This is a genomic window from Streptomyces sp. NRRL F-4489 (genome assembly GCF_001509485.1).
Classification (GTDB): domain Bacteria; phylum Actinomycetota; class Actinomycetes; order Streptomycetales; family Streptomycetaceae; genus Streptomyces.
Genome location: NZ_LLZI01000270.1, coordinates 1 through 23,609, shown reverse-complemented (window position 1 = coordinate 23,609; position 23,609 = coordinate 1). Strand labels below are relative to the sequence as shown.

Below are 23,609 nucleotides of genomic sequence, written 5' to 3'. Positions count from 1 at the left end.
AAACTGCAGATAAATAGAGGAGGAGCACCGTGAAATCTGATTCCTTGCGGCAGTTGACGGAAATCATGCCGCCGCATGCTGGTGCCGGCGACGTGGTTGACTGGACGGCGGCCGAGGCCACGCTGGGCGTGTCGTTTCCGCAGGACTACCGAGATTTCGTCGCCACGTACGGCGCGGGGACGATCAGCGACGCCCTCTTCGTCTTCAGCTCGCTACCGACAGAACCGAAATCCCGGACCATAGGCCGGTTGCCGAAGGCCGCCTTGCAGGCCCCGGAGATGCATCAATGGCAGTCGCCTGGCGCAGGTGCGCACCATCACCTGTCGGATATGTTCGTGTGGGGAGAGACTGACGGAGCGGACGCACTGTGCTGGCTCACGGTCGGCGACTCACCCGAGGAATGGCCGCTGGCTGTGTGGTCGCGCCACGGTGGTGGATGGCAGCTCTATCGCTGCGGCATGGTGGATTTCCTGCTGAAGATCTTCCGGGCGGACTTCGCTGAGTGCCCACTGAGCAGCACATCATTGTGGGGTGACACCGCACCACACTTCCTGCACTGGCGGGAGGAGGATCGCCTTCGTGACGCCGGGCTCAACCCCTGGACCGGCGAGCCGGATGATTTTGCGGGGATGGATTTGGAATTCGACTGAACGGGCCTGGCCGCTGTGTGCACGGGCGAGCCTGCATGTCACTACGCCGGCGCCGCAAAGGTGTAACGGGTCAGAATTGGCGGGTCTTCGTCGCCCTGGATGGCGAGTCGGGACGGACGGGGGCGTATGGCTGGCGTTGTGTACGAGACGGCGAACGCGCGGGGACTTCGGCAACCGGTGCCTGCATCTTCTGGCGCGGGGAGGAGGAGGCCCCGGCTATCGCGTGGGGCGACACGCCAAGGTGCTCTGGAATACCTGCAAATGCGGAATTCGACGAGTTCCCCCTCGGCGACGACATGGTGCAGGGCAACGCCTTCCGTGGTTACTCGACTTCCGTGAGTTCAACAGACTTCGGGAGGCTGGAGTCGGCCCTTTGACTGGTGACCGGATCACTTTGTCGCGTTGCAATCTTAGTGACCGGTCACGCGCTGTGCATGGAATTGGTTCTACAGTAGTTCCGGTATAAGGTCTTGAAGTGCCCTTTTGGGATATTTTCTTGCGGCCGTGTTATCGCCGCATGTATGTCTGTTAGCAAGGAAATCCTGTGGACACTTGATGCCCGCAGCGCGTCGGTTACCGGAAGTGGTACCGCGGGGCCAGCATCGATGGGGCTCTCAACTTTCCCTTGCAGCACCCTGAGTCAAGGACCCGGATATCTGTGAAAACGCTGCCTGCTTTGTCATACGTCCTCTCTTTGTTGATGACCCGTCGGATGCGTCAGGGACTGTGCGTCTGTGCCCTGGCCGCTGGTCTGACAACCGCCTCCGCGATCAGCCCGCTTCCGGCCGCCGGTCCGCCGAGCGCTGAGGCCAGCGATTCCGGCCCCGATGAGAAAACTCCGCAGGCTCAGCCTCGTGGCGTACCCGACCTCGACCTGCCCAACCGCCCACCCCAGGGGCAAGGTCGCTCCGCGCAAGAACCTGGAGCAGGGACGGGGGCCGAGGGGCGCACGGGCATACCAGCCACCGCCCTGGACGCGTACAAGAAGGCCGAGTGGACCCTGAGCCGTGCCCGGCCGTCGTGTCATGTGTCCTGGCAACTGGTCGCGGGCATCGGCCGCGTCGAGTCTGTCCATGCCTCCGGCTACGGCTTGCGTGCTGACGGAACCACCACGAAGCCGATCCGCGGCCCGCGGCTGGACGGCAAGCGGTTCGCACTGATACGCGACACGGATCGCGGTCGCTGGGACGGCGATGCCGAATTCGATCGGGCCATAGGCCCGATGCAGTTCATCCCCTCCACCTGGGCCAGTTGGGGTGCGGACGGCAACGGCGACGGCGTCAACGACCCCAACAACATCTACGACGCGGCACTGGCCACCGGCCACTACCTGTGTGCCGGCGGCCGCGACCTGAACGGCTCGGCCGACCTCGAAAAGGCCATCCTCAGCTACAACAATTCCCGTGAGTACGTGAACGCCGTACGGGACTGGATGCGCACGTACCAAGGCAGCAAGGTCACCCCGACTCCGGATGAGGCACCCGCCGCCCCTCACTACCCCGACCCTGCAGACACCCGCGCCCCGGCGACCGCGAAACCGTCCCGAACTGTTCGGCAGGGATCCGTCACCCGTCCCCCGGCTCAACGGGAACGCGTTCCGGAGGAAACGGCGACTCCCCGTCCCGCCAAGCCCGTTGCGACTCCAGGAGCGGAGAAGAAGCCTGCTGGGAAGCCAGAGCCCGCACCGGGCCGGAGCACCGGGACCGCCCACCACACGGTCGCCCGCCTGGAACGGGTCGGAGAGGACTACCTGGGCGAGCGCGGGGAAGGTGAGGCGTTCACGCGGCAGCCGCAGGTGCGGGCTCTTGACGCCCACGGACACCCAGTCGCCGGCGTCAAGGTGACGTATCGCCTCACCGGGCCGAGCGCGGCGCACTTCGCAGACCACACCACCAGCACGACCGTCAGCACCGACGATCGGGGCCTAGCCACGGCGCCCACCATCTGGGCCGGAGACCGCCCCGGATGTGTGATGCTCACCGCCGCGGCTCCCGGAAAGCAGCGCCCGGCCACCGCCGCGTTCACCGCGGCTGTCCGGCAGGCGCCCGCACCGATGACTGCCGACCACCTGGAACTCCTCACTCCTCAGCCTGTACACGCCGACCTCGACAGCCGGCTCCCAGATCTCCCACAGGTCAGGACGACCACCGGAAACAAGCCCACACCGGGCGTACGCCTCACCGCGACGCTGCTCGACAGCGCCCGCGAGAGGGAACAGCCCCGGGAATGCGCCTTCGGTCCCTACTTCAAGGATGAGCACGGCAACCCCCTCCGTACCCTCGTCCTTCCCGACACCGACTCCGAGGGCCGGCTCACCCTCCCGCAGCTCTTCACCGGCGAGCGCTCCGGAAGCTACACGCTCCGCCTCGCCACGCCCGAGGGAGTCACCTTGGACATTCCCCTCACTGTCGGAGAAATATCTACGGACGGGCCCGCCACCTGAGACGGACGGGAGGCCGGTGCCAGCGGATTCCCGCTTCGTCGGCACCGCACGGTGCGGGTCAGAAGGGCGGCGCCCCCGGTTCGGCCGGTTGTCGTGCACCCCCATGAAGCCCGGAAAGCTTTTTCATGTGGCGGTCGGCGGGTCGGGCGTGCGTGGATGTCCGTTCCCATTGGCGAGGGCCTCTGCCCTGGCCGCGTGCCCGGGGCGTTTCGCGTGGCGCATGCCGGCGGCGAGGACCTCGTAGACCATGCGTTTTTGCGGTGGGTCCTGGAAGCTGTCCAGGAACTCGCGGATCACCTCAAGATCGCGAGGTCCGCGGGGTCGCACGTCGGCGTGATGTCTGACGCAGCCCGGCGCAGAGGGCCCTGATGGCTGCGGCGGGCTCGTCCGTGCTCTGCGGATACGGCGGGTGGGTGAGGACGGTTGCCGTGATGTGGGCGGTGAACCCGATACCGGGGACTTGCTGGGCAGTCGGACCTCGAAGCGGGACAGGGCGCGCCGCAACGCCCGGGGGTGCGGCGGCGCACCCGGCGGATTTTTTTGGTCGTCACAGCTCAGGCCCCGCTACTTTCGGCCGGGTGCGAGGCATGCGGGAGGACCGGCAGTTGGAGATCCTTGCGGAGTGCGATGACGGGTTCGTCGTACTGGACGCCCGGCTCGCCGAAGACGAGAGCTGCCACGGGGCTGCTGTAGAGGCGCTCGGTGACGACCTGGCGAAGGATGCCGGTGATCAGCCCATGTGGCACCAGCCCATCGGCACGAGCGTGCGCCCACGAGATCATCAGATCGTGGCACCGTGTGGCAACGCGTGTGTCGGGGTGGTGGGATGGTGAGCACGCGTGGGAGTCCCGTCCGGCCGCGAGCCTGTCGGCGTGCGTCAGCAATTTGAGGCCAGGGGGGCGCAGGGCCGTCGCTGGGGACTTTCTCGGGGCTGCCAGCTCTGTCCTGGCTGCTCGGGAGTCGCCCCGGCGGGGCAGTGACGTACGGGCGAGGCCCCGCCGGGGCGGTGGCGTGAGCCACTGTCCGGCGGGGCCTCGATCGGCGTCGGGTCGCCTCAACTCTCGCTAATACGGTGCGAATTGGCGCCGTCGGCGGGCCCGGCCTAGTACGAGTAGAACCCCGACCCCGACTTCCGGCCCAGGCGCCCCGCGTCCACCATCCGCTGGAGCAACGGCGGCGCGGCGTACAGCGGCTCCTTGTATTCCTCGTACATGCCGTCAGTTCGCGCGGCTAGCGCTCTGACCTGCGGTTTCGCGGCCGGTTCGCGGCCTGCGAGGCGCCCAGGGACTTCTCAGGGACAATCGGCTGTAGATCTTGACCGGATGATGGAACTTGTTCGAACCACTCGTCCATGGCGGCGAGGCCCCGCTTGCCCGCCCCGGGCATGAAGTGAGCGTAGTGCTTCAGCGTGATCTGCGGTGAGGAGTGCCCGAGCCACTCCGACACGCTGACGATCGACTCGCCGGCCTCAAGCTGGGTACTCGCGTACGTGTGCCGGAGGACGTGGAACATGTCCGAGCGGGACAGCTCGTAGACGGGGTACCGACGGGTGCGGCCTCCGTGCGTCCTGACCTTCTCGCCGATCTTCTTCAGAATTCCGGCCGCCGCGAGCGCGGGCCGCCAGCTCTGCTTGTTCCACTTCGAGTAGTTGATCCGATTGCCCTGCGAAGGGTTGTCCCGCAAATGATCTCTGAGTCGGCCTGGACACGGTCGTGTGATGTGCGGCCTGCTCGCTCACCCGGCGAGGGCGAGGTTGTGCAGGCGGGCGATGCCGAGCATGGTGTGATGGACGCCGTCGCCTTTCAGGCGGCAGTCGCGGAGGATCTTCCAGCCCTTCATCCGGGCGAAGACGTGCTCGACGCGGGCGCGGACCTTGCGGTGAGAGGCGTTGTGTTCCTCTTTCCAGGCCGGGAGTTCGGCCTGGCCGCGCTCGCGGCGGTGCGGGATCACCAGGCCGGTGCCGCGGTAGCCGCCGTCCGCGATCACCGTGGCCTTGCCGACGGCGGCCTTCGCGCCGGACAGCTCCCACGCCTTGCAGTCGTTGCGGTTCCCGGGCAGGGGTCGGCCGACGGCGACGACCAGCCGGGTGTCGGCGTCGATGACGACCTGGTGGTTGGTGGAGTACCGGTAGTTCTTCGACTGCTCGGCGATGGTGTGGTCGCGGGTGGGGACCAGCGTGCCGTCCACGATCAGTACGGTGTCCTTGCGGAACCGTTTGCGAGGGTGGAGCGCAAGTGTTGGCCCGAGGTGGTCGATGATGCGGTCGGCGGCCGACTCCGAGACCCCGAACAGTGGGGCGATCTGCCGGACGGTCAGATTCGTCCGCCAGTACGCGGCGACGAGCAGAACCCGGTCCTCCAACGGCAGGCTCCACCGCCGTCCTCTGCGGATCGCATCCGCGCCTTCGCGGCGCAGCGCGGTGATCAGTTTGCCGAACTGACGTGGGCTCAGCCCGGTGAATGGGGCTATCCAGGAAGGCTCCGACGCCGTGATCACACCAGTCACTCCGAGATCATCCCCTGTGGTCGAGCGGCTCTGCGCGATGTCCCGCGGAATCCGATGGCGCAACGCAGCTCCGGCGTCAAGAATCGCCGGATGCATGAAGTGGAGCTATCCGACGGGATCATCACTCTGTCCCCGCTGTGTCTGGACGATGCGGAGGCGCACCTCGCGGGGGAAGATGAGTCGCTGGTTCGCTGGCTCAGCGGCGGTCCGGGCACACGCGAGGGCGTCGAAACCTACATCCGGCACTGTCGGGAACAGTGGGACACTGCCGGCCCGCTCCGGGCTTTCGGTATCCGGGCAGGCACCGACGAGGTGCTCACGGGGACGATCGACCTGCGGTTCGTAGCAGAGGGCTTGTCTCCCGGTCAGGTGAATGTCGCCTACGGCCTCTACCCGTCCTGGAGGGGGCTCGGCCTAGCCACCCGCGCGGTCCACCTGGCCTCCCGATACGCGGCAAGTGAGGGCGGGAAGGAGGCGGTGATCCGGGTAGAGCCGGAGAACGCCGCGTCTGCCGCAGTCGCCCACCGGGCGGGGTTTACCCCCGGCAAGCACACGCACAGCGAGGACGGGACACGGCTCGACTGGTACATCCGAGACCTGCGAATCCATACCCCGACCCTGGCACCAAGCCAACATGAGTGCGTTTAGCAACGCGTGACCAGCGATTGCGGGACAACCCTTAGCCAACTGTGCTGCAGAAGGTGCTTGGGCAGGTATTCCGACTCGACCTCGATCGGGAGCTTTCCGTCGTAGGCGAGGCAGGCAATCGCGAGAGGGCCCAGGGCGATGCTGCCGTCGACGTCGGCCCGCCGCTCTTCGGTCATCGTCCAGTACATCTGGTGCAGCTTCAAAGCCTCTTCCAAAGCAGGGCTGAAGCCAGCTTCGTCTTTGAGCACGAAGTGGTAGAAGAGGTTGATCGGCGGATAGAGCACCCCCTGAAGACGGCAAATGACCGCCAACCAGAACGCCGTCAGCCAATTTCCCGCGTCTGCAGAAGAAAGAGGGCCGATGGCCTGAAGGGCCCGCGCCTTCCGATCGATGCGGCACTGAATGGTTCCCTCGCTTGCACTTGTCACGGCGAACAGCGCCGAGCCCAACTGCATCGCGTTGACGGTCGCCTCCCAGGTCTCCACCTTCGCCGCGCGAGGATCGATGACACAGCGAGCGTGTAGCGCCATGACAGAGGTACTGAAGGCGAAGTCAATCGAGTTGGCCGACTCCTGAAGGCGCTCGATACGCCGAGCTACTCGTTCATTCAGCCGCTCCGTGAACCGTTCGGAGTCAGGTCCTGCCGGCGGTGCATGCCGAGAGATAGTTACGGTCACAGAAGTCCCCCGCGGATGTTTAACCGCCCGTGTGCGTCCTTACGTTTCTCACGGAACGCCGAGGGCTCCTCACCCTGGCCCTGACGAGGAGGGGCGATGATCACCTGTGCTTCACGTAGGGAACTCACCCAGCCAGGCGCGGTTGAGTAGCTCACTGGGCAGGTAGTCCGACTCGACAGTGATGGGGAAGCCCGCGTCGTAGGCGAGGCATGCGATGGCGAGCGGACCGAGAGCAAGGTAGCCCGCGACACTGCTCTCCCGCTTCTCTGTGGCTGTCCAGTACGCCTTGTGGAGCTCTAGAGCTTCAAAGAGAGCTTGGTTGAAGCCTTCTCGGTCCTTGCGAAGGAAGCGGTGAAAGAGATTGACCGGCTGGTAGAGGATCTTCTCCATCAGCTCCATGTCTGCGACCTGGACGTGCTCCGGGTAGGACGCCTCGATCGCCGCGACCAGCTTGTCGATAAGTCCGGGCCGCTCCAGCCAGTACGTCTGGAGGGCGTCGATCCAGAGGTAAATGAATTCGTCGTACTCTGTGCCTGAAGCGCGCAGCGCCTCAACCGGGATCTCACACAGCTGAGTCATCCGGTCCTGTTCGCGGCACACGACGGCCAGCCAGAACGCCGTGATCCAGTTGCCGGGGTTGGCGTGTAGTCGAGGCCCGGTCGCCCGGAGGGTACGCATCTCTTCGGCGATACGGCATTCGACAGTGCCCTCGGTGCGGGCAGCGACGGCAAACATCGCTGAGCCCACCTGCATCGCCGTTACGACGGCCTCCCATGTTTCCAGGGCGGATGCATCGGAATTGACCGCCAGACGAGCCTGGACATGGAGCATCGCCTTGTCCAGAGCTCCGTCGAGCATCTCGGGCGATTCCTCCAAGAACGAGATCGTCTGGAGGAGCCCCTCGTTCAGGGCCTGGGCGTAGGCCTGGTCATCAGGCCCTGGTCCACCGTGCCGGTCCACGCTCCGCGTCACAGGATGTTTCCGTTCTTGTCGCGCTGCCGAATGTCGAACTTCTCCATTTCAAAACCCCCGTACAGGCTGCCGTTGGACTTCCCCTTAACCAGGATGTAGTCGACCTTACCCTCCTTGAGGGCTGCCTCCAGGGCATCGGCCAGCTTGCCCTCACTAGGGTACTGCCGGCTCCGCTCGCGCATCTCACGCAGGATGTCGAAGAAGTATTCCCGCGTCCCTTGCATGGCCCTACCACCTCCAGGGAGCTTGCGGGAGTTCAGGCGGGTATCGACATCGGATTTAGCCTCGACGACCACGTACTTACCGCCTTCGCGGCGGTATACCTGGTCGAATTGGTCGTTGCCGTTCGTTGGGCCGTGGAGCGTCTCACGTCCAACGACGTCGTTGTAGAGCTGCGGCATCACGTGCTCGGCGACCGTCTCCCCGTATGCTTCGGCCGCCTTGGTCTGCGTGTGCATGGCTGAGCGGTACTCGTTGCGAGCTTCGATTCGAGTGGGGTCTTTCTCCGGCAGCCCGGAATACATGTCCCTGTGGCGCTCGGCGGCCTGTGCGTAGTCGATGGAGCTTCTCCGGTGACCGGCAGCCTCGTCGAAGACACGAAGCGAAGCCTCGTCCAGCACATTGTTGCGCGTACCGCTCGCCCCCTCGCCGCCGTGGTACTTCTCCGGGATGGGCGGCGGGGCATCAGACGCTGCGATCCAAGGACCATTCGGAGTTTCCTGGACCAAGTGCGGGGGAACTCGGAGGCTCTCGTCTACGACCGTCGTGCGGTGCCGACGGCCATTGGATTTGTAGTACTCCTCGAAGTAACCGGGCTCGTGGTTAGCGCGGTAGACCTGGATCTCCGCGATCTGCTTGTCCGTCAGCGAACCAGGTGGGCCGTACGGATTGTCTCCGTCGTGCATGAAACTGGGGCGTTCGATCGCCCTGGGTGCCGTGTCCGCCTGGCTGCCCGACATCGCGGCGTTGTCAGCAGTCCCAGTCGTACTGTCGCCTGCGTGCGCACCATTGTCCATGGCGTTGTCGCGCGCGCGAACCGCGTCGTCCAAGGCGCTGATGTCCAGGCCCTCGCGGCGGTGACTGTGAGGAACGCCGTTGTCGGCGGACGATCCGTTTGGGAGACCATGGCTGCCGGAGCCGGTGGACGCGGTATCTGCGTGGCCGCTGCCGGCCGCGGGCGTACTGTCCGTCGTCTGACTGACGTTGTTGCCCGTGGGGTAGTCGTTGCCGACGCGGTCGGTGCCGCCTGCCCCGATGTCCAGGCTGTTCGTGGGCATGTGCTCGCCCACACGGCCACCGGGAGTATGGCCCATGGTGCGGCCCGGAGTCACGTCTGGGCGGCCAGCTGGGAGGTCGTCTGCGGCGCGGGCCGGGTCGGAGATGTCCGAGCCGAGTCGTGTGACGTCGTCGCCGCGTCCGCCGACGCCGGCCAGGACCGGCTGTTCCTGGCGAACCGGGGCCTCGGTCCGCGGGTTCTCCGCACCGGTGGCCGGTGTGGGGGTCTGTTCCTTGTGGGCGGCTTCGGCTTTCTGGAAGAGGCTGCCGTCCTCGTTGTAGAGGTCGCCTCTGTCGTCCAAGTACTTCTCGGTGGCCGGATCCTTCACCGTGTTCGGCGGGAGTTCAACCGTTCCTTCGGGCAGCTTGATTCTGTTGTCCGGGAGTTTGTTCGCCCCTTCCGGGGTGGGGGCGTCCTTGGGCAGCTGGATTGTGCCGTCCGGCAGCTTGACGGCGCCTTCGGGCAGGCTGTAGACGCCCTCGGAGATCTTCGGGACCTGGAAGTGGCCGGTGTTCTTCAGGTGGGCCATCACGTCGCCGATCTTGGAGATGCCGGTGCCCGCGCCCTTGAAGACGTAGGTCATCGGGTCGATGACCTCGCCCACTTTCCCGGCTACCGACACGGCCCTGACCGCCACGCCGGCCTTTGTCGCGCCCTCCACGGCGGCGCCCCCGCCGCGGGTGATGACCGCGGTGATGGCGTTGAAGGTGACCGCGCCGGCTGCTCGGGAGCCGTTGGATTCCCACTGGTCCCAGGCCACGAGTGCCTTGCCGGTCTCCAGCATCGCGGTACGCGAGTCCCGGAACCAGGAGGGCAGCATGCGCCCCGGCGTCATCAAGTAGGCGGGGAGCAGGGCGGGCATGGTCATGATGAGCGAACCTGTGGTGGTGAGCTTGGCCAGGTTGGACCATGCCTGTCCGGCGGCCTCCGAGCCTTCCCAGCCGAACAGGGTCAGCAGGCCCTTGGCGCTGCCCCAGGCGCCGTCGATGATGACGCCCTTGCCGAAGTCGTAGGCGTGGTCCCAGACCTTCCACCAGGGGACGGATTCCTCGACCGCGTCGCCCCAGGGCAGGCTGCGGGACTGCTTGAGGGTTTCGGCGTCGTAGCCGTAGCCGCTCTTGTGGGAGGCGTCGATGGCGTGGAGCGCCTTGCCGCCGACCAGGCCGACGATCTTGGCGTGACAGTCGCGTTCGGCCGCCTGGAACGCGGCCCACACCTCGGCGATCTTGTTGCGCCGGGCGAGATTCTCGTCGACCAGATCGCTGTCTTCGCGCCAGTCGTCCTCGCTGCCCTCGACCTTGTGGCGGAAGTCCGCGGCCTCCTGCTTGAGCTGCTGCAGCTGGTGGACCAGCGGCCGGACCTCACGGGCGTAGGTGCCAAGCGCCCCGGCGATGACACGCGCGTCGTGGCCGACGTCGTGGGCGGTGTCCGCTACGGGCTTGGTGACGCCGAACAGTTGCTCCGCCTCGGGCGCCTTGTAGAAGGCGGACAGGCCGCCGAAGGACTTGTGGACGTCCGAGCCGGCGGTCGCGACCTTGGAGCCGCCGTTCGAGAGCGACTTCACCTTGGCTTCGAGAAGGTCCAGGTCGCCGGTGAAGACCGGTACCTCGGACGGGTCGACCGGTGCGCCCTCGCTCATCTCTGCTTCCCCCCGAAGTCCTTGAAAGCGTCCAGGCGTACGGCGCGGGCGGCGCGCTGGGCGTTCTGGGCAGCTTCCAGGTCGCCTTGGACGTACTCGTTGGTGGCTTTGGCCGCGCCCAGGACGGCGGCCTGGCAGCGGTCGGCCATCGCCTTGAAGTCGCTCTTACGGGCCGCCGCGTACTCGGCCAGCGCGGCGCCGACCGGACCCGTCGACGTCTGCGACAGCACCGCTGCCCCCGTCGGCCCCTTCAGCGCGGGCCCCGGCATCACGGGCCCGTGCGGCAGCGCGGCCGCCTGTGAGCCCGGCACAGCCGTACCCGCTGCCCCGGCTGCCTCTCGCAGGTCCGCGAGCAGGGTGCTCAGGGCGTCCCCCAGATCTTCGGCGCGGGTGCCGACGATCTTCAACTGACCCTGGACTCCCTGCGGCTGAATGTCCCATGACGCCATGAAACGTCCGCATTCCTCTCTGCTGCACTTTCACCGCCGCCACATCCCCCGTGGCTCCGCCGCTTCCTGCGGTCGGTAATCCGTCGGCGCACCGCGGAGGACCGCTCCTGTCGCTGCTGCGCCGGGTGGTTCAGCCGATGTTGTCGACCGCGGACTTCGCGCGGGCGAGCGTCTGGTGCGCGGTGGCGTCGTTCTTCTCCAGCGTTGTCTTGAGCAGGCGGATGATGTTCTTGACCTCCTGCGAGGCGCGGTTCCAGCGCAGTTCCTTGCCGTGGTACTCCTCGGCGACACCGTCCGCGGTGAAATCCGCCATCGCCTGCTTGACCTGCGCGTCACGGGCCGCGATCACCTGCTCCAGGCGGCCGATCACCGCCTGGATGTTGCCCTGTGCCTCCGCCGATGCGCCCGAGTCGTACGAGCGGCGGTCCATGCCGGCAGCCATCACAATCCTCCCCGTGGAAACCTGGCCGTAGTACGTCTGTCGCGGTCGGGCGTCAGCGGCCCGAGAAGCGGGCCGCGTCGAAGTTGGCCGCCGCCATCTGCGACCGGGCGTTGTCGGCCTGCTCCTGGACGCCTGTGCTGAAGGCCGATTCCATGCCCGACTGGCCCCCGATCATCGCGGCCAGCGCGCCGTTCAGCTCCGCTGTGATCTCGTCCGCGTGCGCCTTGAACGAGTCGAAGGCCGCCTTGCCCGCGCCGTTGAACTTCCCCTCCAACGGCTGGGCCGCCTGGATGAGCTGGTGGATCAACGTCCCCAGCTCCGTGCTCGACCCCTGCGACTGCGACCTCAGCGTCGAGAGCGTCTGCGCCCCCATGTCGAACTTCATTGAGCTCCCCCCACTGGACTGGATGACCGTTTGCACGGTCATGCCTATCAATTGCGCATCACCGGAGCAATCCGCATCCCCATGCTATGACCAGGGTGTGACAACCACTCAGAATTGCTGTCCGCCGACCCGGCGCCGCAGTGCGTTCGACGATGAGCGGGACGCGCCCGTCCACTCGCTACAGGTGTGCTCACGCGCCTTTCAGATGCCGCATCAGGTGCTCGAAGTCCTGCCAGACCGACAGGTCCGACGGGTCTCCCGGGAAGGGGTAGTACAGCGCAGGGCGGGTCTGCGGGCCGAGCGGGACGGGCGGCTCGGCCAGCGGGGTGTTCCGGGCCCGGTCGTCGGGGAACCCGCTGACTTCCTCTGCGCCGAGCACGAAGGCCACGGGGACACCGGGGCCCTCGAAGCGGGGCGGCACGGCCAAGTCGCGGCGGGCCTTGCGGAGCTGGACGAGCATCGACTGGAGGCGGTGGCGGGTGGCGAGCAGCTCCGCGGCCCTGGGCAGGGCGTCTACCGGCGGGGCCTCGCCGGGGGCGTAGCCGAACATCAGCGTGACGTCTTCCTCCACGCCCGCCTTCGTGCGGCTGACCCGCACCGTGGCAAGGCCCGGCCGCTCCGGGTTGCCGACCACCACGACCCAGGTCGGCTCCGGCGCTCGGTCGCGGGCGAGGTCGGTGAGCTGTCGCGGTGACCAGGGGAGGTTGGCGGGTTCGGCGGTTCCCCAGCCGGCCGGGGGCCGGCCGGTGAGCTCGCGCCATATCGACTCCAGCGCGCCGCCGAGCACCAGGTGTTCGTCGGCGGGGTGGACGGTGCGGAAGGTCACGGCCAGCTGGCGCCCGGCGGCGGGCGTGACGTCCTGATAGGCGGCGGCCACCGGGGTGCGCGGGTCGTCAGCGGTCGCCTCGGGCGACGGTACGGGGGCGAACATGCCGTCGTGCCAGCGCAGTACGGCGCCGGTCAGCCCGTCGTAGTAGCCGTCCCGTTCGTCGCGTACCACCCAGCGGCAGGGCCAGGTGCTGAGGCTTTCGCGGACGGCCGGGGAGAGCGTCGCGCCCGGTGCGGTGACGACCTGGAGGCCGAGCTCGGCGGTGGCGGCGGCGCGGAAGGCGTCGGAGAGCCAGGCGGTCATCGCGACCACAGGCCGGTCCTGGATGACGACGGCGACCTTGTCGGTGAGGACATCGACGGCAGGGTGAGCGGCGGCCGGTTCGGGCGCGACGCTCAGGCCGTCGGTCTCGACGACGGCCAGGGACCGGGTGGCTTCCGGTGGCCAGGCGGAGCCGTCGGCCAGGGCGGCCAGTCGGGCCGCGCAGGTGCCGGCGAGGCGCTCGGCCTCTTCGACGCCGGTGGTGGCGCGGGCCTCGGTCCACCAGTACGGAACCGGCGGCGGGGTGGTGCCCAGCAGCCGCTCAGCCTCCCCCGGGACCTGTACGAACAGCGGTGCCTCGACGGAGACCAGCGGCCGGCCCTCACCATCGCACAGCCGCACCACGGCGCCCTCGCCGGCCGTGTCGACCAGCTTGTCCGGGCCTCCGGAGAGAAGGCCCGCAAGCATGGCCCACGGGTCGGGCATCCGCTGGGTGAGGGCGATGACGTCCTTGGTCATGGGTCGTCTGGTCCTTCGCGTTGTTCGGGGCACCGGTGCCGTAGGTCCCGGGTGGTGCGCGTGCACGGGCACCTCCGGGAGTCAGGCGGGGGAGTGCACGGTCTGGATCAACCGGTTGGGGTGGCCCCTGCGGATGAGGATGCCGCGGCCGGCCGGTTGCCGGGACGCGTACACGCCGGGGAACAGCTGTCCCTCGCCGCGGTCGCCGGACATGACGAGGGCGGCGGTTCCCGATTCGCGCAGGGCCTGTACGAGGGGTTCGTAGAGGCCGCGGGAGGCTCCTGCGACGCGGCGGGTGAGGACGAAGTGCAGGCCGATGTCGGCCGCCGAAGGGATGAACGGCAGGAACGGGACGAGGGGTTCCTGGCCGGCGGTGGTGAGGACGTCGTAGTCGTCGACGAGGACCACGATCCGCGGACCGCCGCCCCAGCTGCCGGGCTGAAGGTCCCAGGACGCTCGCGACGCCGGCGGCCAGGCCCGCGCACAGCTTGGCGTTGTAGGCGTAGCCGCCGTTGAACTCCTCGGGGATCGCCCCGCGCAGACTCCGTCGGGGGTCCATGACGGCGAAGACCAGCTCGTCCTCGCCGTACCACTTCCCGAGCCGCTCGTCCGCCGTGCGAGGCCCCGCTGGCCACCGAACAACAAGGCATCCCGCATCCTGCGCCGGCGTACCGCCACCGACTCCAGCAACTGACTGTCGTAATCCCGTGCCATTTCCTCGCCCGTCGCCTCTCGTCCGCCGCTTCACTTGCGCGCGTTGATCCCTTGGCCGCCAGCGACAACGTGCCAGCCACCCTGAGGCCCTCCGAACCTGCCCATCACCACCAGACCGGTACTCGGTCGCTCGAAGGATGCCAGTTCGGTCCGGGCATCGTGCGGCCATGAGGGAGTCCTCAGGCGAGAGGGAACTGCTGCCGCCGTCCAACGCCCGCCCGATGCAGTGCTCGGAACACAGGTCAGGACGCTCCACCACGGGGACATCCCAGGGATTTTTCAGGGACTTTCAGCTCTGTCCCAGGGACTTTCCAGGGACTTTTCGCTGAGTAAGCAGGAAAGGCCCCGACAGCCCTGAAAGACGCAAAGCCCCAGGTCAGGGCCGGTTTTCCGCCCGCCGATGGGCCTCGCCGGGTCGTTTCCCTGTGGGGACCACGTGGACCGGGCGTGCCTGCGTGGGCGAGGGGCTGGCCGGGCCTCGAAAGCCACCCGGCCGCAGCGCCGCCGCTGGCGCTGCCCAGAGTGAACTCACCCTGGAGCAGCGCCAGTTGGCGACGTCGCCGCACTCCCTAGTACGAGTAGAAGCCGGATCCGCTCTTCCGCCCGAGTCGCCCCGCGTCCACCATCCGCTGCAGCAGCGGCGGTGCCGCGTACAGCGGCTCCTTGTATTCCTCGTACATGGAGGCGGCTACGGAGGCGACGGTGTCGAGGCCGATGAGGTCGGAGAGTTTGAGGGGGCCCATGGGGTGGGCGCAGCCCAGTTCCATGCCGTTGTCGATGTCCTCGCGGCTGGCCATGCCCGACTCGAACATCCGGATCGCGGAGAGGAGGTACGGGATGAGCAGGGCGTTGACGACGAAGCCGGAGCGGTCGGGAGCGCGGATGGCGTGCTTGCCGAGGACGTCCTGGGTGAGGGCCTCGGCGCGCTTGAGGGTCTCCTCGCCGGTGGTCAGGGCCGGGATCAGCTCGACCAGCTTCTGGACCGGCGCCGGGTTGAAGAAGTGGATGCCGATGACCTGGTCGGGGCGGGAGGTCGCCACCGCCAGCTTGACCAGCGGGATGGAGGAGGTGTTGGAGGCCAGGATGGCGTCCGGGCGGACCACCACCTGGTCGAGCACCTGGAAGATCTCCGTCTTCACCTGCTCGTTCTCCACCACGGCCTCGATGACGAGGTCGCGGTCGGCGAACTCACCGAGGTCGGTGGTGAAGCTGAGCCGGCCGAGCGTCGCGTCGCGTTCGGCCACCGTGATCTTGCCGCGTTCGGCGGCCTTCTCGAGCGAGTTGGTCAGCCGGGTGCGTCCCAGCTCCAGTGCCTCGCCGGTGGTCTCCGCGACCTTGACGTCCAGTCCGGCGCGGGCGCACACCTCGGCGATGCCTGCGCCCATCTGGCCGCAGCCGACCACTCCGACGCGCGCAATGTCGGCGAATGAGTCCGTCACCTCGTGCCTTTCGCTGATCTTCGGGACCGGCGGTACGCCGTAAGGGTCCGGCGCCCGCCTCGCCCCCGACGTTACTCCGCGAGGTGCTGGGAGGACGGCCCCGGGGCGGGCATTCTGAGGCTGCCAGATGGGACGAAACGGATGAGATGGGGGTTTTTGATGCGAGGGATGGCGCGAGGGATGGCGCGGGGGATGACGCGTAGGGGGTTCGGTGCGGCGGTGGTGGTGGGGGCGGCCTCCTGGATGGTGCTGGGGGCGGGTGCTCCGGGGGAGGCGGCCGGTGCGGGTGCCCCGGGTGGGGCCGGGGGGACGGGCGGTGAGGGGGCGCACCCGGGGAAGGGAGGCTCGCCGCGGCGGGAGATGCGGGGGATGTGGCTGGCGACGGTGGCCAACCTGGACTGGCCGTCGCGGCCCGGGCTGGCCCCCGACACCCAGCGGCAGGAGCTGACCCGCCTGCTGGACACCGCGGTCCGGCGGCGGCTGAACACCGTCTTCTTCCAGGCCCGCCCGAGCGCCGACGCGCTGTGGCCGTCGCCGTACGAGCCCTGGGCGCAGTGCCTGACCGGCACCCAGGGCCGCGACCCGGGCTGGGACCCGCTGGACTTCGCGGTCCGCGAGGCGCACCGGCGCGGGCTGGAGCTGCACGCGTGGTTCAACCCGTACCGGGTCGCCAACCACGCCGACCCCGGCCGGCTCGCGCCCGGCCATCCGGCCCGCCGCCACCCGTCCTGGGTGGTGCCCTACGGCGGCAAGCTCTTCTACAACCCCGGGCTGCCGGAGGTCCGCCGATTCGTGCAGGACGCGATGCTGGACGCGGTGCGCCGCTACCCCGTCGACGGGGTGCACTTCGACGATTACTTCTACCCGTATCCGGTCGCGGGCCAGACCTTCCGCGACGACGCGGCGTTCGAGGCGTACGGCGGCGGGTTCGACCACCGCGCGGACTGGCGGCGGGACAACACCGACCGGCTGATCCGGGAGATGGCGGAGCGGATCGGGGCGACCGGGCGGCGGGTGCGGTTCGGCGTCAGCCCGTTCGCGGTCTGGCGCAACAGCGGGACCGACCCGCGCGGCTCCCGGACCGAGGCCGGTGTGCAGACGTACGACGACCTCTACGCGGACACCCGGCGCTGGGTGCGGGAGGGCTGGCTCGACTACATCGTGCCGCAGGTGTACTGGCCGCTCGGCTTCACCGCCGCCGACTACGCGGAGCTGGTGCCGTGGTGGGCGCGGACCGTGGCCGGTACGCGGGTGGACCTCTACATCGGCGAGGCGCTCTACAAGGCGGGCCGGACGGCGCAGCCGGCGGCCTGGCGCGATCCGGCCGAGCTCTCCCGCCATGTGGCCTTCGCCCGCCGCCATCCGGAGGTCGGCGGACACGTGTACTTCTCGGCGAAGGACGTGGTGCGGGATCCGGTGGGGGCGCTGGAGCGGGTGGTCAGGGACCACTACGGGGCGGGGGCAGGGGGCGGCTGACGCCCCGGCGTTCCCGGCGGTGGCGGGCGCCGGGGCGCGCCACCGCCGGTGGCCGGCGCCGGCTAGCTGATGGTGTGGGGCCGGGTGGCCTTGGGGTGCTGGACGACGCAGTCCGGGCCGGGCCACATGATCGTTTCGTGGCCGTCCTCGGCGCGGATGCGGTAGGGCGGTTCGCCGTTCGCCCCCAGCACTTCCACGATCTCGACGACATGGTCGCCATGGCCGACCGTTCTGCCGTGGACCAGCAGCCGGTCGCCCGTCTTCGCGTGCATCTGGGCTCCTCCCGCCTGGGATGACCGCCGACCGGAGCGCCCGGCGCGTACGGCCGGACGGGAGCGGGCGGCCAACGGATCGCGGGCCCGGAACGGCCCGGACGGCACCAACTGCCATCGTTCGCCAGTTTAGGTCCGCCCTCCCGGCGCGCGCCCGGTGAGCGCGGGTGGGCCTCCGGGCCCGCGTCCCGAAAGCCGCCGCGCGCCGTAAGCCATCCGCGCCCCGCCCCCGCCCCCTCAGCTCCGCGCCCGCTGCGTGACCACGATGCAGGCCAGTACCGCCAGGGCGGTGAGCGGGGCGGCCGGCGGCAGGTGTTCGCCGAGCAGGACGACCGACCAGACCAGGGTCAGCAGCGGCTGGGCCAGCTGGAGCTGGCTGGCGCGGGAGACGCCGATGGCGGCCATCCCGCGGTACCAGACCACCATGCCCAGGAACGTCGAGCCGGCCGCCAGCCACACCAGCCCGGCCACCGCGCGGCCCGTGACGTGCACCGGCTCGGTGGCCAGCGCCCAGACCGAGCCCGGCACGGTCACCGGCAGCGCCAGGACCAGCGCCCAGCCGATGACATGCCAGCCGGGCATGTGGCGGGCCAGCCGGCCGCCCTCGGTGTAGCCCGCCGCGCACACCAGGAGCGCGCCGAAGAGGTAGAGGTCGCCGAGGTTCGGGGCGCCGCCGCTCTGCTGGATCGCGAAGGCCAGGACGGCCGCGGCGCCGGCCAGCGCGGCGATCCAGAACGCCCGGGAGGGCCGGGCCCCTGTACGCAGCACCGACCCGGCGGCGGTGGCCAGCGGCAGGAGGCCGACGACCACGGCGGCGTGCGAGGTGGTGGAGGTCTTCAGCGCCAGGGTCGTCAGCAGCGGGAAGCCGAGCACGACGCCGCCGGCGACCACCGCGATCCCCGGCCAGTCGCGGCGGTCCGGCAGCGGCACCCGGGAGACCGCCAGGCATCCGCCGGCCAGCGCGGCGGCCAGCACGCTGCGCAGCATGACCACCGTCCACGGGCCCATACCGGTCAGGGCCCAGGCCGTGCCGGGGAAGGTCAGCGAGAAGGACGCGACGCCGAGGGCGGCGAGCAGGACGCCTGACCCGGCGGGCCGGGCCGTGGGGGCCGGGCGCCGCGGCGCCGCGGAGTCCTGGGGCGCGGGGGCCTGGGACGTGGGGTCCTGGGGCGCGGTGACCGCTATCGCACTCGAGGCGATAGCGCTATTCTCTGTACTCATGCATGAGCGTAGCAGTGGGGCTGAGCTGGCCGCCATCCTGCGGGAAGAGCTGGAGCGCTACTCTCCGGGTGAGAAGCTGCCGTCGAGTCGGGCGCTGATCGAACGCCACCGGGTCAGCCCGGTCACGGTCTCCCGGGCGCTGGCCGCCCTCGCCGCCGAAGGGCTGGTCGTCACCCGCCCCGGCGCCGGGGCGTTCCGCGCCGAACCGCGCCGTACGGCACCGCGCCCGGCCGACACCTCCTGGCAGGAGATCGCGCTCAGCGCCGAGCCGGCCGGCGACCAGGTGCCGCGCAGTGTCGACGCCACGGGAGTCCTCGCCACCCTCGCCGCCCCCGCCACCGGCGTCATCGAACTCAACAGCGGCTACCTCCACTCCGGCCTCCAGCCCGAGCGCGCGCTGGCCGCCGCGCTGGCCCGGGCCGGCCGGCGCCCCGGCGCCTGGGGCCGCCCGCCGGTGGACGGGGTGGCCGCGCTGCGGTCCTGGTTCGCCCGCGAGATCGGCGGCCCCGGCGGCGCGCTCGCCCCCAGCGACGTGCTGATCACCGCCGGCGGCCAGAGCGCCCTGACCGCCGCGCTGCGCGCCCTCGCCCCGCCCGGCGCCCCCGTCCTGGTCGAATCGCCGACGTACCCCGGGCTGCTGGCCGTCGCCCGCGCCTCCGGGCTGCGCCCCGTGCCGGTGCCGGTGGACGACGACGGGGTCCGCACCGATCTGCTCGCCGACGCCTTCCGGGCCAGCGGGGCCCGGCTGTTCGTGTGCCAGCCGCTCTTCCAGAACCCCACCGGCGCGGTGCTGGCCGCCGGCCGGCGCCGCGAGGTGCTGCGGACGGCCCGGGCGGCCGGCGCGTTCGTGGTCGAGGACGACTTCGCCCGGCTGCTGGGCCACGCGGACGCGCCCCCGCCGCCGCCCACCCTGATCGCCGACGACCCGGACGGCACCGTCGTGCACGTCCGCTCGCTGACCAAGGCCACCTCGCCCGGCCTGCGGGTGGGCGCCCTGGCGGCCCGCGGCCCGGTCCTCGACCGGCTGCGCGCCATCCAGGTCGTGGACTCCTTCTTCGTCCCCGGGCCGCTCCAGGAGACCGCGCTCGAACTGGTCGGCGCGCCCGCCTGGCCCCGCCACCTCCGGCAGGTCTCCTCGGTGCTGGCGGCCCGCCGGCAAGCCGTGCTCGGCGCCCTGGAGCGCGAACTGCCGGCGCTCGCCGCGGCGGCCGGGCGCCGGCCGCTCCTCGGCGGCTGCTCGCTCTGGCTCCGGCTGCCGGACGGCACCGACGAGGCGGCGCTGACCGGCGCCGCGCTCCGGGCCGGTGTGGCGGTGGCGGCCGGCCGCCCGTACTTCGCCGCCGAACCGCCCGCGCCGCATCTCCGGCTGAGCTTCGCCGGGGCGGCCGGCACCGGCGAACTGGACGAGGGGATCCGCCGCCTGCGCGCCGCCTGCGAGGAGCTGGGGGTGGCGGTGGCGTGAGCGGCCGCGTTCCTGGGCGTGAACTCCTGCCGGGGGAATGGTGTTTCACGTGAAACGTGAGGCGGCCGCGTGCCTGGGTGCGAACTCCTGCCGGGCGAGCGGTGTTTCACGTGAAACATGAGCGGCCGCGTGCCCGGGGGTGTGAGCGCGGCCGGGCGGGGTGACCGGTGGTCGGGGACGCGTACGGTCGGGGCAGCCGGCAGTACCGGCTCACCGGGGACGCGCACGGTCGGGGCAGCCGGCAGTACCGGCTCACCGGGGACGCGCACGGTCGGGGCGGCCAGCCGTACGGCCCGCCGGGGACGCGCATGCCCCAGCCCGCCCCGGTAACGCGTTCGACTCCGACCCGTGCCGTCTGCCACCCTCCCGGCATGAACGCGCACGCCCTCGACGGCTACGAGATCTCCACCGACCCGGACCGCCTCGACTCCGCCCTGGTGCACCAGTGGCTCGCCACCGACTCGTACTGGGCCCTCGGCCGCACCCGCGAACACCACGACCGGGCGCTGGCCGGCTCCCTCAACTTCGGCGTCTACGAACGGAGTTCCGGGCGCCAGGTGGCGTACGCCCGGGTCATCACCGACTACGCCACCTTCGCCTGGCTCTGCGATGTCTACGTCTGCCGCGACGACCGCGGCAAGGGCCTGGGCACCGCGCTGGTCGAGGCCGTCGCCGAGGAGTTGGCCCCGCACGGCCTGGCCCGGATCACCCTGGCCACCAAGGACGCGCACGGCGTCTACGAGAAGGTCGGCTTCCGGCCGCTGGCGGCGCCCGAGCAGTGGATGACGCTCGGCCTGCTCGACCCGGGCCCCGTCGGCCCCTGACCACCTCCGGGAACGCGCCCGTGAACGCGTCCTCCTCGGGGAGCGCGCCCGTGACCGTCCCTTTCGGGAGCCCACCCACGAACGCCCCTTCCGGGAGCCGCCCGTGACCACCCCCGCCCCGCCCGCCGGCGGATCCTGGGCCGAGCGGGCGCTCGCCGCGCTGGCCGCCGACGCCGTACCGACCCCGCTGCGTCCGGTGCCGCTGGCCGACCTGCCCGACCTGCCCGCGATCGGCCTCTACGTCAAGGACGAGTCGGCGCAGCCCACCGGCAGCGTCAAGGACCGGCTGCCGGCCCGGCTGGCCGTCGCCGACCCGGAGAACTCCGCGTACTTCCCGGCCTGGGCGAGCGGCTGCGACGACTACGCGACCGGGATGCCGTCCCGGATCCCCGGCATCGGCCGCCCGCGCACCGAACCGGGCTTCCGCGCCGAGCTGATCGACCTGGTCGTCCCGGTGCCGGACGCCGCCTCGGTCGCCGCGATGCGCTGGCTGCACCGGGCCGCGGGGCTCGCCTGCGGCCCGGCCGCCGGCACCGCGCTGTGGGCGGCCTGCCACCTCGCGGCCCGGATGCGCGCGGACGGGCGCGGCGGCATCGTGGTCGCGCTCGCCGGGGACGGTGCCGAGCCGTACCGCGCCACCCACCTCGACCCCGGCTGGCTCGCCGGCCAGGGTCTCGATCCGGCACCGTACGCGACCCGGCTGGACCGCTTCGCGGCGACGGGGGAGTGGAACTGGCCGGGGAAATATGGGAGTTGAGCCGGGTTCGGCGAGCCCATGAGCCGGGCCGGGCGGAAGGCCACGCCGACCGGGCCGCTGGCGCGCGCCTGGCGTGGGCCGCCCGCCGGGTCAGCGCTCCGTCCCCGTCCCCGTCCCCGCCCCCGTCCCTATTCCCATGCCCGCCCCCGCGTCCCGCATCAGCCAGGCGTTGGCCGCCGCGACCCGGCCGCCGACCCGCAGTTTGGCGTAGGCGTGCTCCAGGTGCTTGTCGACGGTGCGCGGGCTGATCGCCAGCCGGTGCGCGATCTGCTGGTTCGTCAGGCCGTCCGCGAGCAGTCCCAGGACGGCCGACTCGCGGCGGGTCACCCGCTCCTGGGCGGGCGCCGGAGCCGGCGGCGCCAGCCGGCCCAGGACCCGGCTCAGGCGGGTCCGCAGCAGCCCGGCGGCGGCCACGTCCGCGTCGGAGAAGTCCGGGCCGCCCCCGCCCCGGCTGACCACCACCGCCACCCGCCGCGGCCCGCCCCCGGCGTAGCCCGCCGGGAACGACATCGCCAGCTGCCGCTCGGCCCCGAACACCCGGAAGACGTCCGGGTAGAGGGGCAGCGCGTGGAACTCCGCGGGCGTCTGGAGCGCCGAGCGGCGCAGCGGGGTGCCGCTGCCGAGCCGGGTGTGCCGGACGAACGGGTCGCACCACCACGCGCGGTCGAACGCCTCGACGACTTCCCGGCTCAGCAGGTCCTCGGGCAGGGTGTGCCGCGGATGGTCCGCGTCCGGGCGGGGCGACCAGATGACGCTGTCGCCGGGGACCGCGCCGAGCAGCAGCGGGAGCAGCGCCGGAACCAGGGCTTCCTCGTCCACGGCGTCGATGAGGAGGTCCACGACGGGCAGGATCCGCCCCAGGCCGGCCTCCGCGGCCGCGCTCATGGCTCCAGCCTGACCGGCACCCGTACGCCGGTCAAGGCGGGCCCGGGCGGGCAGCGGCGAGCGGCTCCCGGCGGGGCCCGGGAGCCGTCCGGAGCGGGGCCGCCCGGCCGGCCGGGGGAAGACCGGCCGGGGGCGTCGGGCGCGCTCGGCGCCCGACGGCCGTGGGAGGCGGTGGGCGGACGCCCCGGTGGACGGGGCACGGTGCGCGGACTCCCCGGTGGGCGGCCCGTCACCGTCCGTCAGCGGCGCCCGTCCGGCGGTGGGGCGCCCGTGTCCTTCCGTCTCCGCCTCCACTGCACCAGGCCCGGCGCCCGGTGCGCCATACGCGGTTTCCCGTACGCGCCGCGCCGGGCGGCCGGCGGCGCCCGACACTGGAGACGAGGAGGTGGTGGATCATGCGCAAGATGATCGACTGCCGGGACTACCCGAGTGAGACCAAGTGCAGCCTCGTCATCGCCGGCGAGGAGGAGGAAGTGGTCCGCGCCGCCAGCGCGCACGCGGTCTCCGTCCACGGCCACGAGGACAGCCCCGAACTGCGCGAGCAGATCCGGAAGTCCCTCAAGAACGAGCAGCGGCAGCCCGCCTGAGCGCGCCGCTCGCGCGGTGGTCCCGCCCGGCCGTCCCCTCCCGGGGCGGCCGGTACCCGCGTTCGGGCCCGCTGCGGTCGTCCGGCCGCGCCGCCGGGCGCAGGATCGTCGTACCGGGCCGCGGTGGCCCGGGGGACGGCGGCGGGACGCGCGAGAACGGGAGCGGCCGATGGCGGACGGCGCGGTGGACGGCACAGCGGACGGGACGGCGGACGGCACGGTGCACCACCCCATGGACGGAACCGCCCCGCCCCCCGACCCCGATCCCGCCCCCCCC

General features: G+C 70.6%; 22 protein-coding genes and 2 pseudogenes. 8 read left to right on the top strand and 16 right to left on the bottom strand.

The features are described from left to right. Positions 1-29 precede the first annotated feature (29 nt). Both ADL22_RS29305 and ADL22_RS29300 read left to right on the top strand, forming a co-directional pair. Complete coding sequence (locus ADL22_RS29305) at positions 30-650, top strand: SMI1/KNR4 family protein (protein WP_079064521.1); 621 nt, start codon at positions 30-32, stop codon at positions 648-650. Positions 651-1,677: 1,027 nt separating this feature from the next. After that, entirely contained in the window at positions 1,678-3,093 is a 1,416-nt protein-coding gene (locus ADL22_RS29300; RefSeq protein ID WP_079064520.1) for a lytic transglycosylase domain-containing protein, read from the top strand. Between the two features lie 554 nt (positions 3,094-3,647). Here ADL22_RS29300 and ADL22_RS29290 read toward each other — a convergent pair. From ADL22_RS29290 to ADL22_RS29280, 4 genes and pseudogenes are all read right to left on the bottom strand, one after another. Then, positions 3,648-3,875 carry a hypothetical protein gene (locus ADL22_RS29290; protein ID WP_066986499.1) on the bottom strand — a complete coding sequence of 76 codons (228 nt, stop codon included), beginning with the start codon at positions 3,873-3,875 and terminating at the stop codon, positions 3,648-3,650. Between the two features lie 320 nt (positions 3,876-4,195). Continuing rightward, a pseudogene (locus tag ADL22_RS34290) lies at positions 4,196-4,306 on the bottom strand (3-hydroxyacyl-CoA dehydrogenase family protein); the annotation flags it as partial. Between the two features lie 17 nt (positions 4,307-4,323). Then, on the bottom strand, positions 4,324-4,776 hold the full coding sequence (locus tag ADL22_RS36900) for a tyrosine-type recombinase/integrase (protein ID WP_066986496.1): 453 nt from the start codon (positions 4,774-4,776) through the stop codon (positions 4,324-4,326). 51 nt (positions 4,777-4,827) lie between these two features. Further along, entirely contained in the window at positions 4,828-5,598 is a 771-nt protein-coding gene (locus ADL22_RS29280; RefSeq protein ID WP_066986493.1) for a transposase, read from the bottom strand. A gap of 90 nt (positions 5,599-5,688) precedes the next feature. Between ADL22_RS29280 and ADL22_RS29275 the strand changes: the two genes are divergently transcribed. Then, positions 5,689-6,246: a GNAT family N-acetyltransferase gene (locus ADL22_RS29275; RefSeq protein WP_234430897.1), complete on the top strand. Its 558-nt coding sequence runs from the start codon at positions 5,689-5,691 to the stop codon at positions 6,244-6,246. Here ADL22_RS29275 and ADL22_RS29270 read toward each other — a convergent pair. From ADL22_RS29270 to ADL22_RS29230, 9 genes and pseudogenes are all read right to left on the bottom strand, one after another. Then, a complete protein-coding gene (locus tag ADL22_RS29270; protein ID WP_234430896.1) occupies positions 6,243-6,776 on the bottom strand; it encodes an immunity 49 family protein in 534 nt (177 codons plus the stop codon). The genes ADL22_RS29275 and ADL22_RS29270 overlap by 4 nt on opposite strands. Positions 6,777-7,034: 258 nt before the next feature. Beyond that, positions 7,035-7,799: an immunity 49 family protein gene (locus ADL22_RS29265; protein WP_324615622.1), complete on the bottom strand. Its 765-nt coding sequence runs from the start codon at positions 7,797-7,799 to the stop codon at positions 7,035-7,037. A gap of 92 nt (positions 7,800-7,891) precedes the next feature. Beyond that, positions 7,892-10,810 carry a hypothetical protein gene (locus tag ADL22_RS29260; protein ID WP_066986479.1) on the bottom strand — a complete coding sequence of 973 codons (2,919 nt, stop codon included), beginning with the start codon at positions 10,808-10,810 and terminating at the stop codon, positions 7,892-7,894. Next, on the bottom strand, positions 10,807-11,259 hold the full coding sequence (locus tag ADL22_RS29255; protein ID WP_066986476.1) for a DUF6507 family protein: 453 nt from the start codon (positions 11,257-11,259) through the stop codon (positions 10,807-10,809). Before ADL22_RS29255 ends, ADL22_RS29260 begins: the two co-directional genes overlap by 4 nt. A gap of 130 nt (positions 11,260-11,389) precedes the next feature. Beyond that, positions 11,390-11,701, bottom strand: coding sequence for a pore-forming ESAT-6 family protein (locus tag ADL22_RS29250; protein WP_066986474.1), 312 nt, complete (start codon positions 11,699-11,701; stop codon positions 11,390-11,392). Between the two features lie 52 nt (positions 11,702-11,753). Beyond that, positions 11,754-12,086: a hypothetical protein gene (locus ADL22_RS29245; RefSeq protein WP_066986530.1), complete on the bottom strand. Its 333-nt coding sequence runs from the start codon at positions 12,084-12,086 to the stop codon at positions 11,754-11,756. 190 nt (positions 12,087-12,276) lie between these two features. Further along, positions 12,277-13,695, bottom strand: a complete 1,419-nt coding sequence (locus ADL22_RS29240; protein ID WP_066986471.1) for a DUF6177 family protein — start codon at positions 13,693-13,695, stop codon at positions 12,277-12,279. An 81-nt stretch (positions 13,696-13,776) separates the two neighbouring features. Then, positions 13,777-14,290, bottom strand: a pseudogene (locus ADL22_RS29235) (type VII secretion protein EccC); the annotation flags it as partial. Positions 14,291-14,978: 688 nt separating this feature from the next. After that, on the bottom strand, positions 14,979-15,848 hold the full coding sequence (locus tag ADL22_RS29230) for a 3-hydroxybutyryl-CoA dehydrogenase (RefSeq protein ID WP_079064519.1): 870 nt from the start codon (positions 15,846-15,848) through the stop codon (positions 14,979-14,981). 192 nt (positions 15,849-16,040) lie between these two features. On the opposite strand from ADL22_RS29230, the gene ADL22_RS29225 reads away from it, so the two are divergent. Next, positions 16,041-17,324: a glycoside hydrolase family 10 protein gene (locus tag ADL22_RS29225; RefSeq protein ID WP_066986465.1), complete on the top strand. Its 1,284-nt coding sequence runs from the start codon at positions 16,041-16,043 to the stop codon at positions 17,322-17,324. Between the two features lie 62 nt (positions 17,325-17,386). Here the strand turns inward: ADL22_RS29225 and ADL22_RS29220 are convergent, their stop codons facing one another. After that, complete coding sequence (locus ADL22_RS29220; protein ID WP_066986461.1) at positions 17,387-17,596, bottom strand: DUF1918 domain-containing protein; 210 nt, start codon at positions 17,594-17,596, stop codon at positions 17,387-17,389. 237 nt (positions 17,597-17,833) lie between these two features. Further along, a complete protein-coding gene (locus ADL22_RS29215; protein ID WP_066986457.1) occupies positions 17,834-18,817 on the bottom strand; it encodes a DMT family transporter in 984 nt (327 codons plus the stop codon). Here ADL22_RS29215 and ADL22_RS29210 point away from each other — a divergent pair. From ADL22_RS29210 to ADL22_RS29200, 3 genes are all read left to right on the top strand, one after another. After that, entirely contained in the window at positions 18,816-20,279 is a 1,464-nt protein-coding gene (locus ADL22_RS29210) for a PLP-dependent aminotransferase family protein (RefSeq protein ID WP_066986455.1), read from the top strand. The two genes, ADL22_RS29215 and ADL22_RS29210, sit on opposite strands and share 2 nt — an antisense overlap. A gap of 371 nt (positions 20,280-20,650) precedes the next feature. Next, a complete protein-coding gene (locus tag ADL22_RS29205) occupies positions 20,651-21,103 on the top strand; it encodes a GNAT family N-acetyltransferase (protein ID WP_066986452.1) in 453 nt (150 codons plus the stop codon). Positions 21,104-21,206: 103 nt separating this feature from the next. Beyond that, positions 21,207-21,860 (top strand): pyridoxal-phosphate dependent enzyme, encoded by a 654-nt coding sequence (locus tag ADL22_RS29200; protein WP_079064518.1) that lies wholly within the window; start codon positions 21,207-21,209, stop codon positions 21,858-21,860. A 90-nt stretch (positions 21,861-21,950) separates the two neighbouring features. On the opposite strand, the gene ADL22_RS29195 is transcribed toward ADL22_RS29200, so the two are convergent. Continuing rightward, entirely contained in the window at positions 21,951-22,745 is a 795-nt protein-coding gene (locus ADL22_RS29195) for a helix-turn-helix transcriptional regulator (RefSeq protein ID WP_066986448.1), read from the bottom strand. A 395-nt stretch (positions 22,746-23,140) separates the two neighbouring features. On the opposite strand from ADL22_RS29195, the gene ADL22_RS29190 reads away from it, so the two are divergent. Next, on the top strand, positions 23,141-23,332 hold the full coding sequence (locus ADL22_RS29190; RefSeq protein ID WP_066986445.1) for a DUF1059 domain-containing protein: 192 nt from the start codon (positions 23,141-23,143) through the stop codon (positions 23,330-23,332). Positions 23,333-23,609 lie beyond the last annotated feature (277 nt).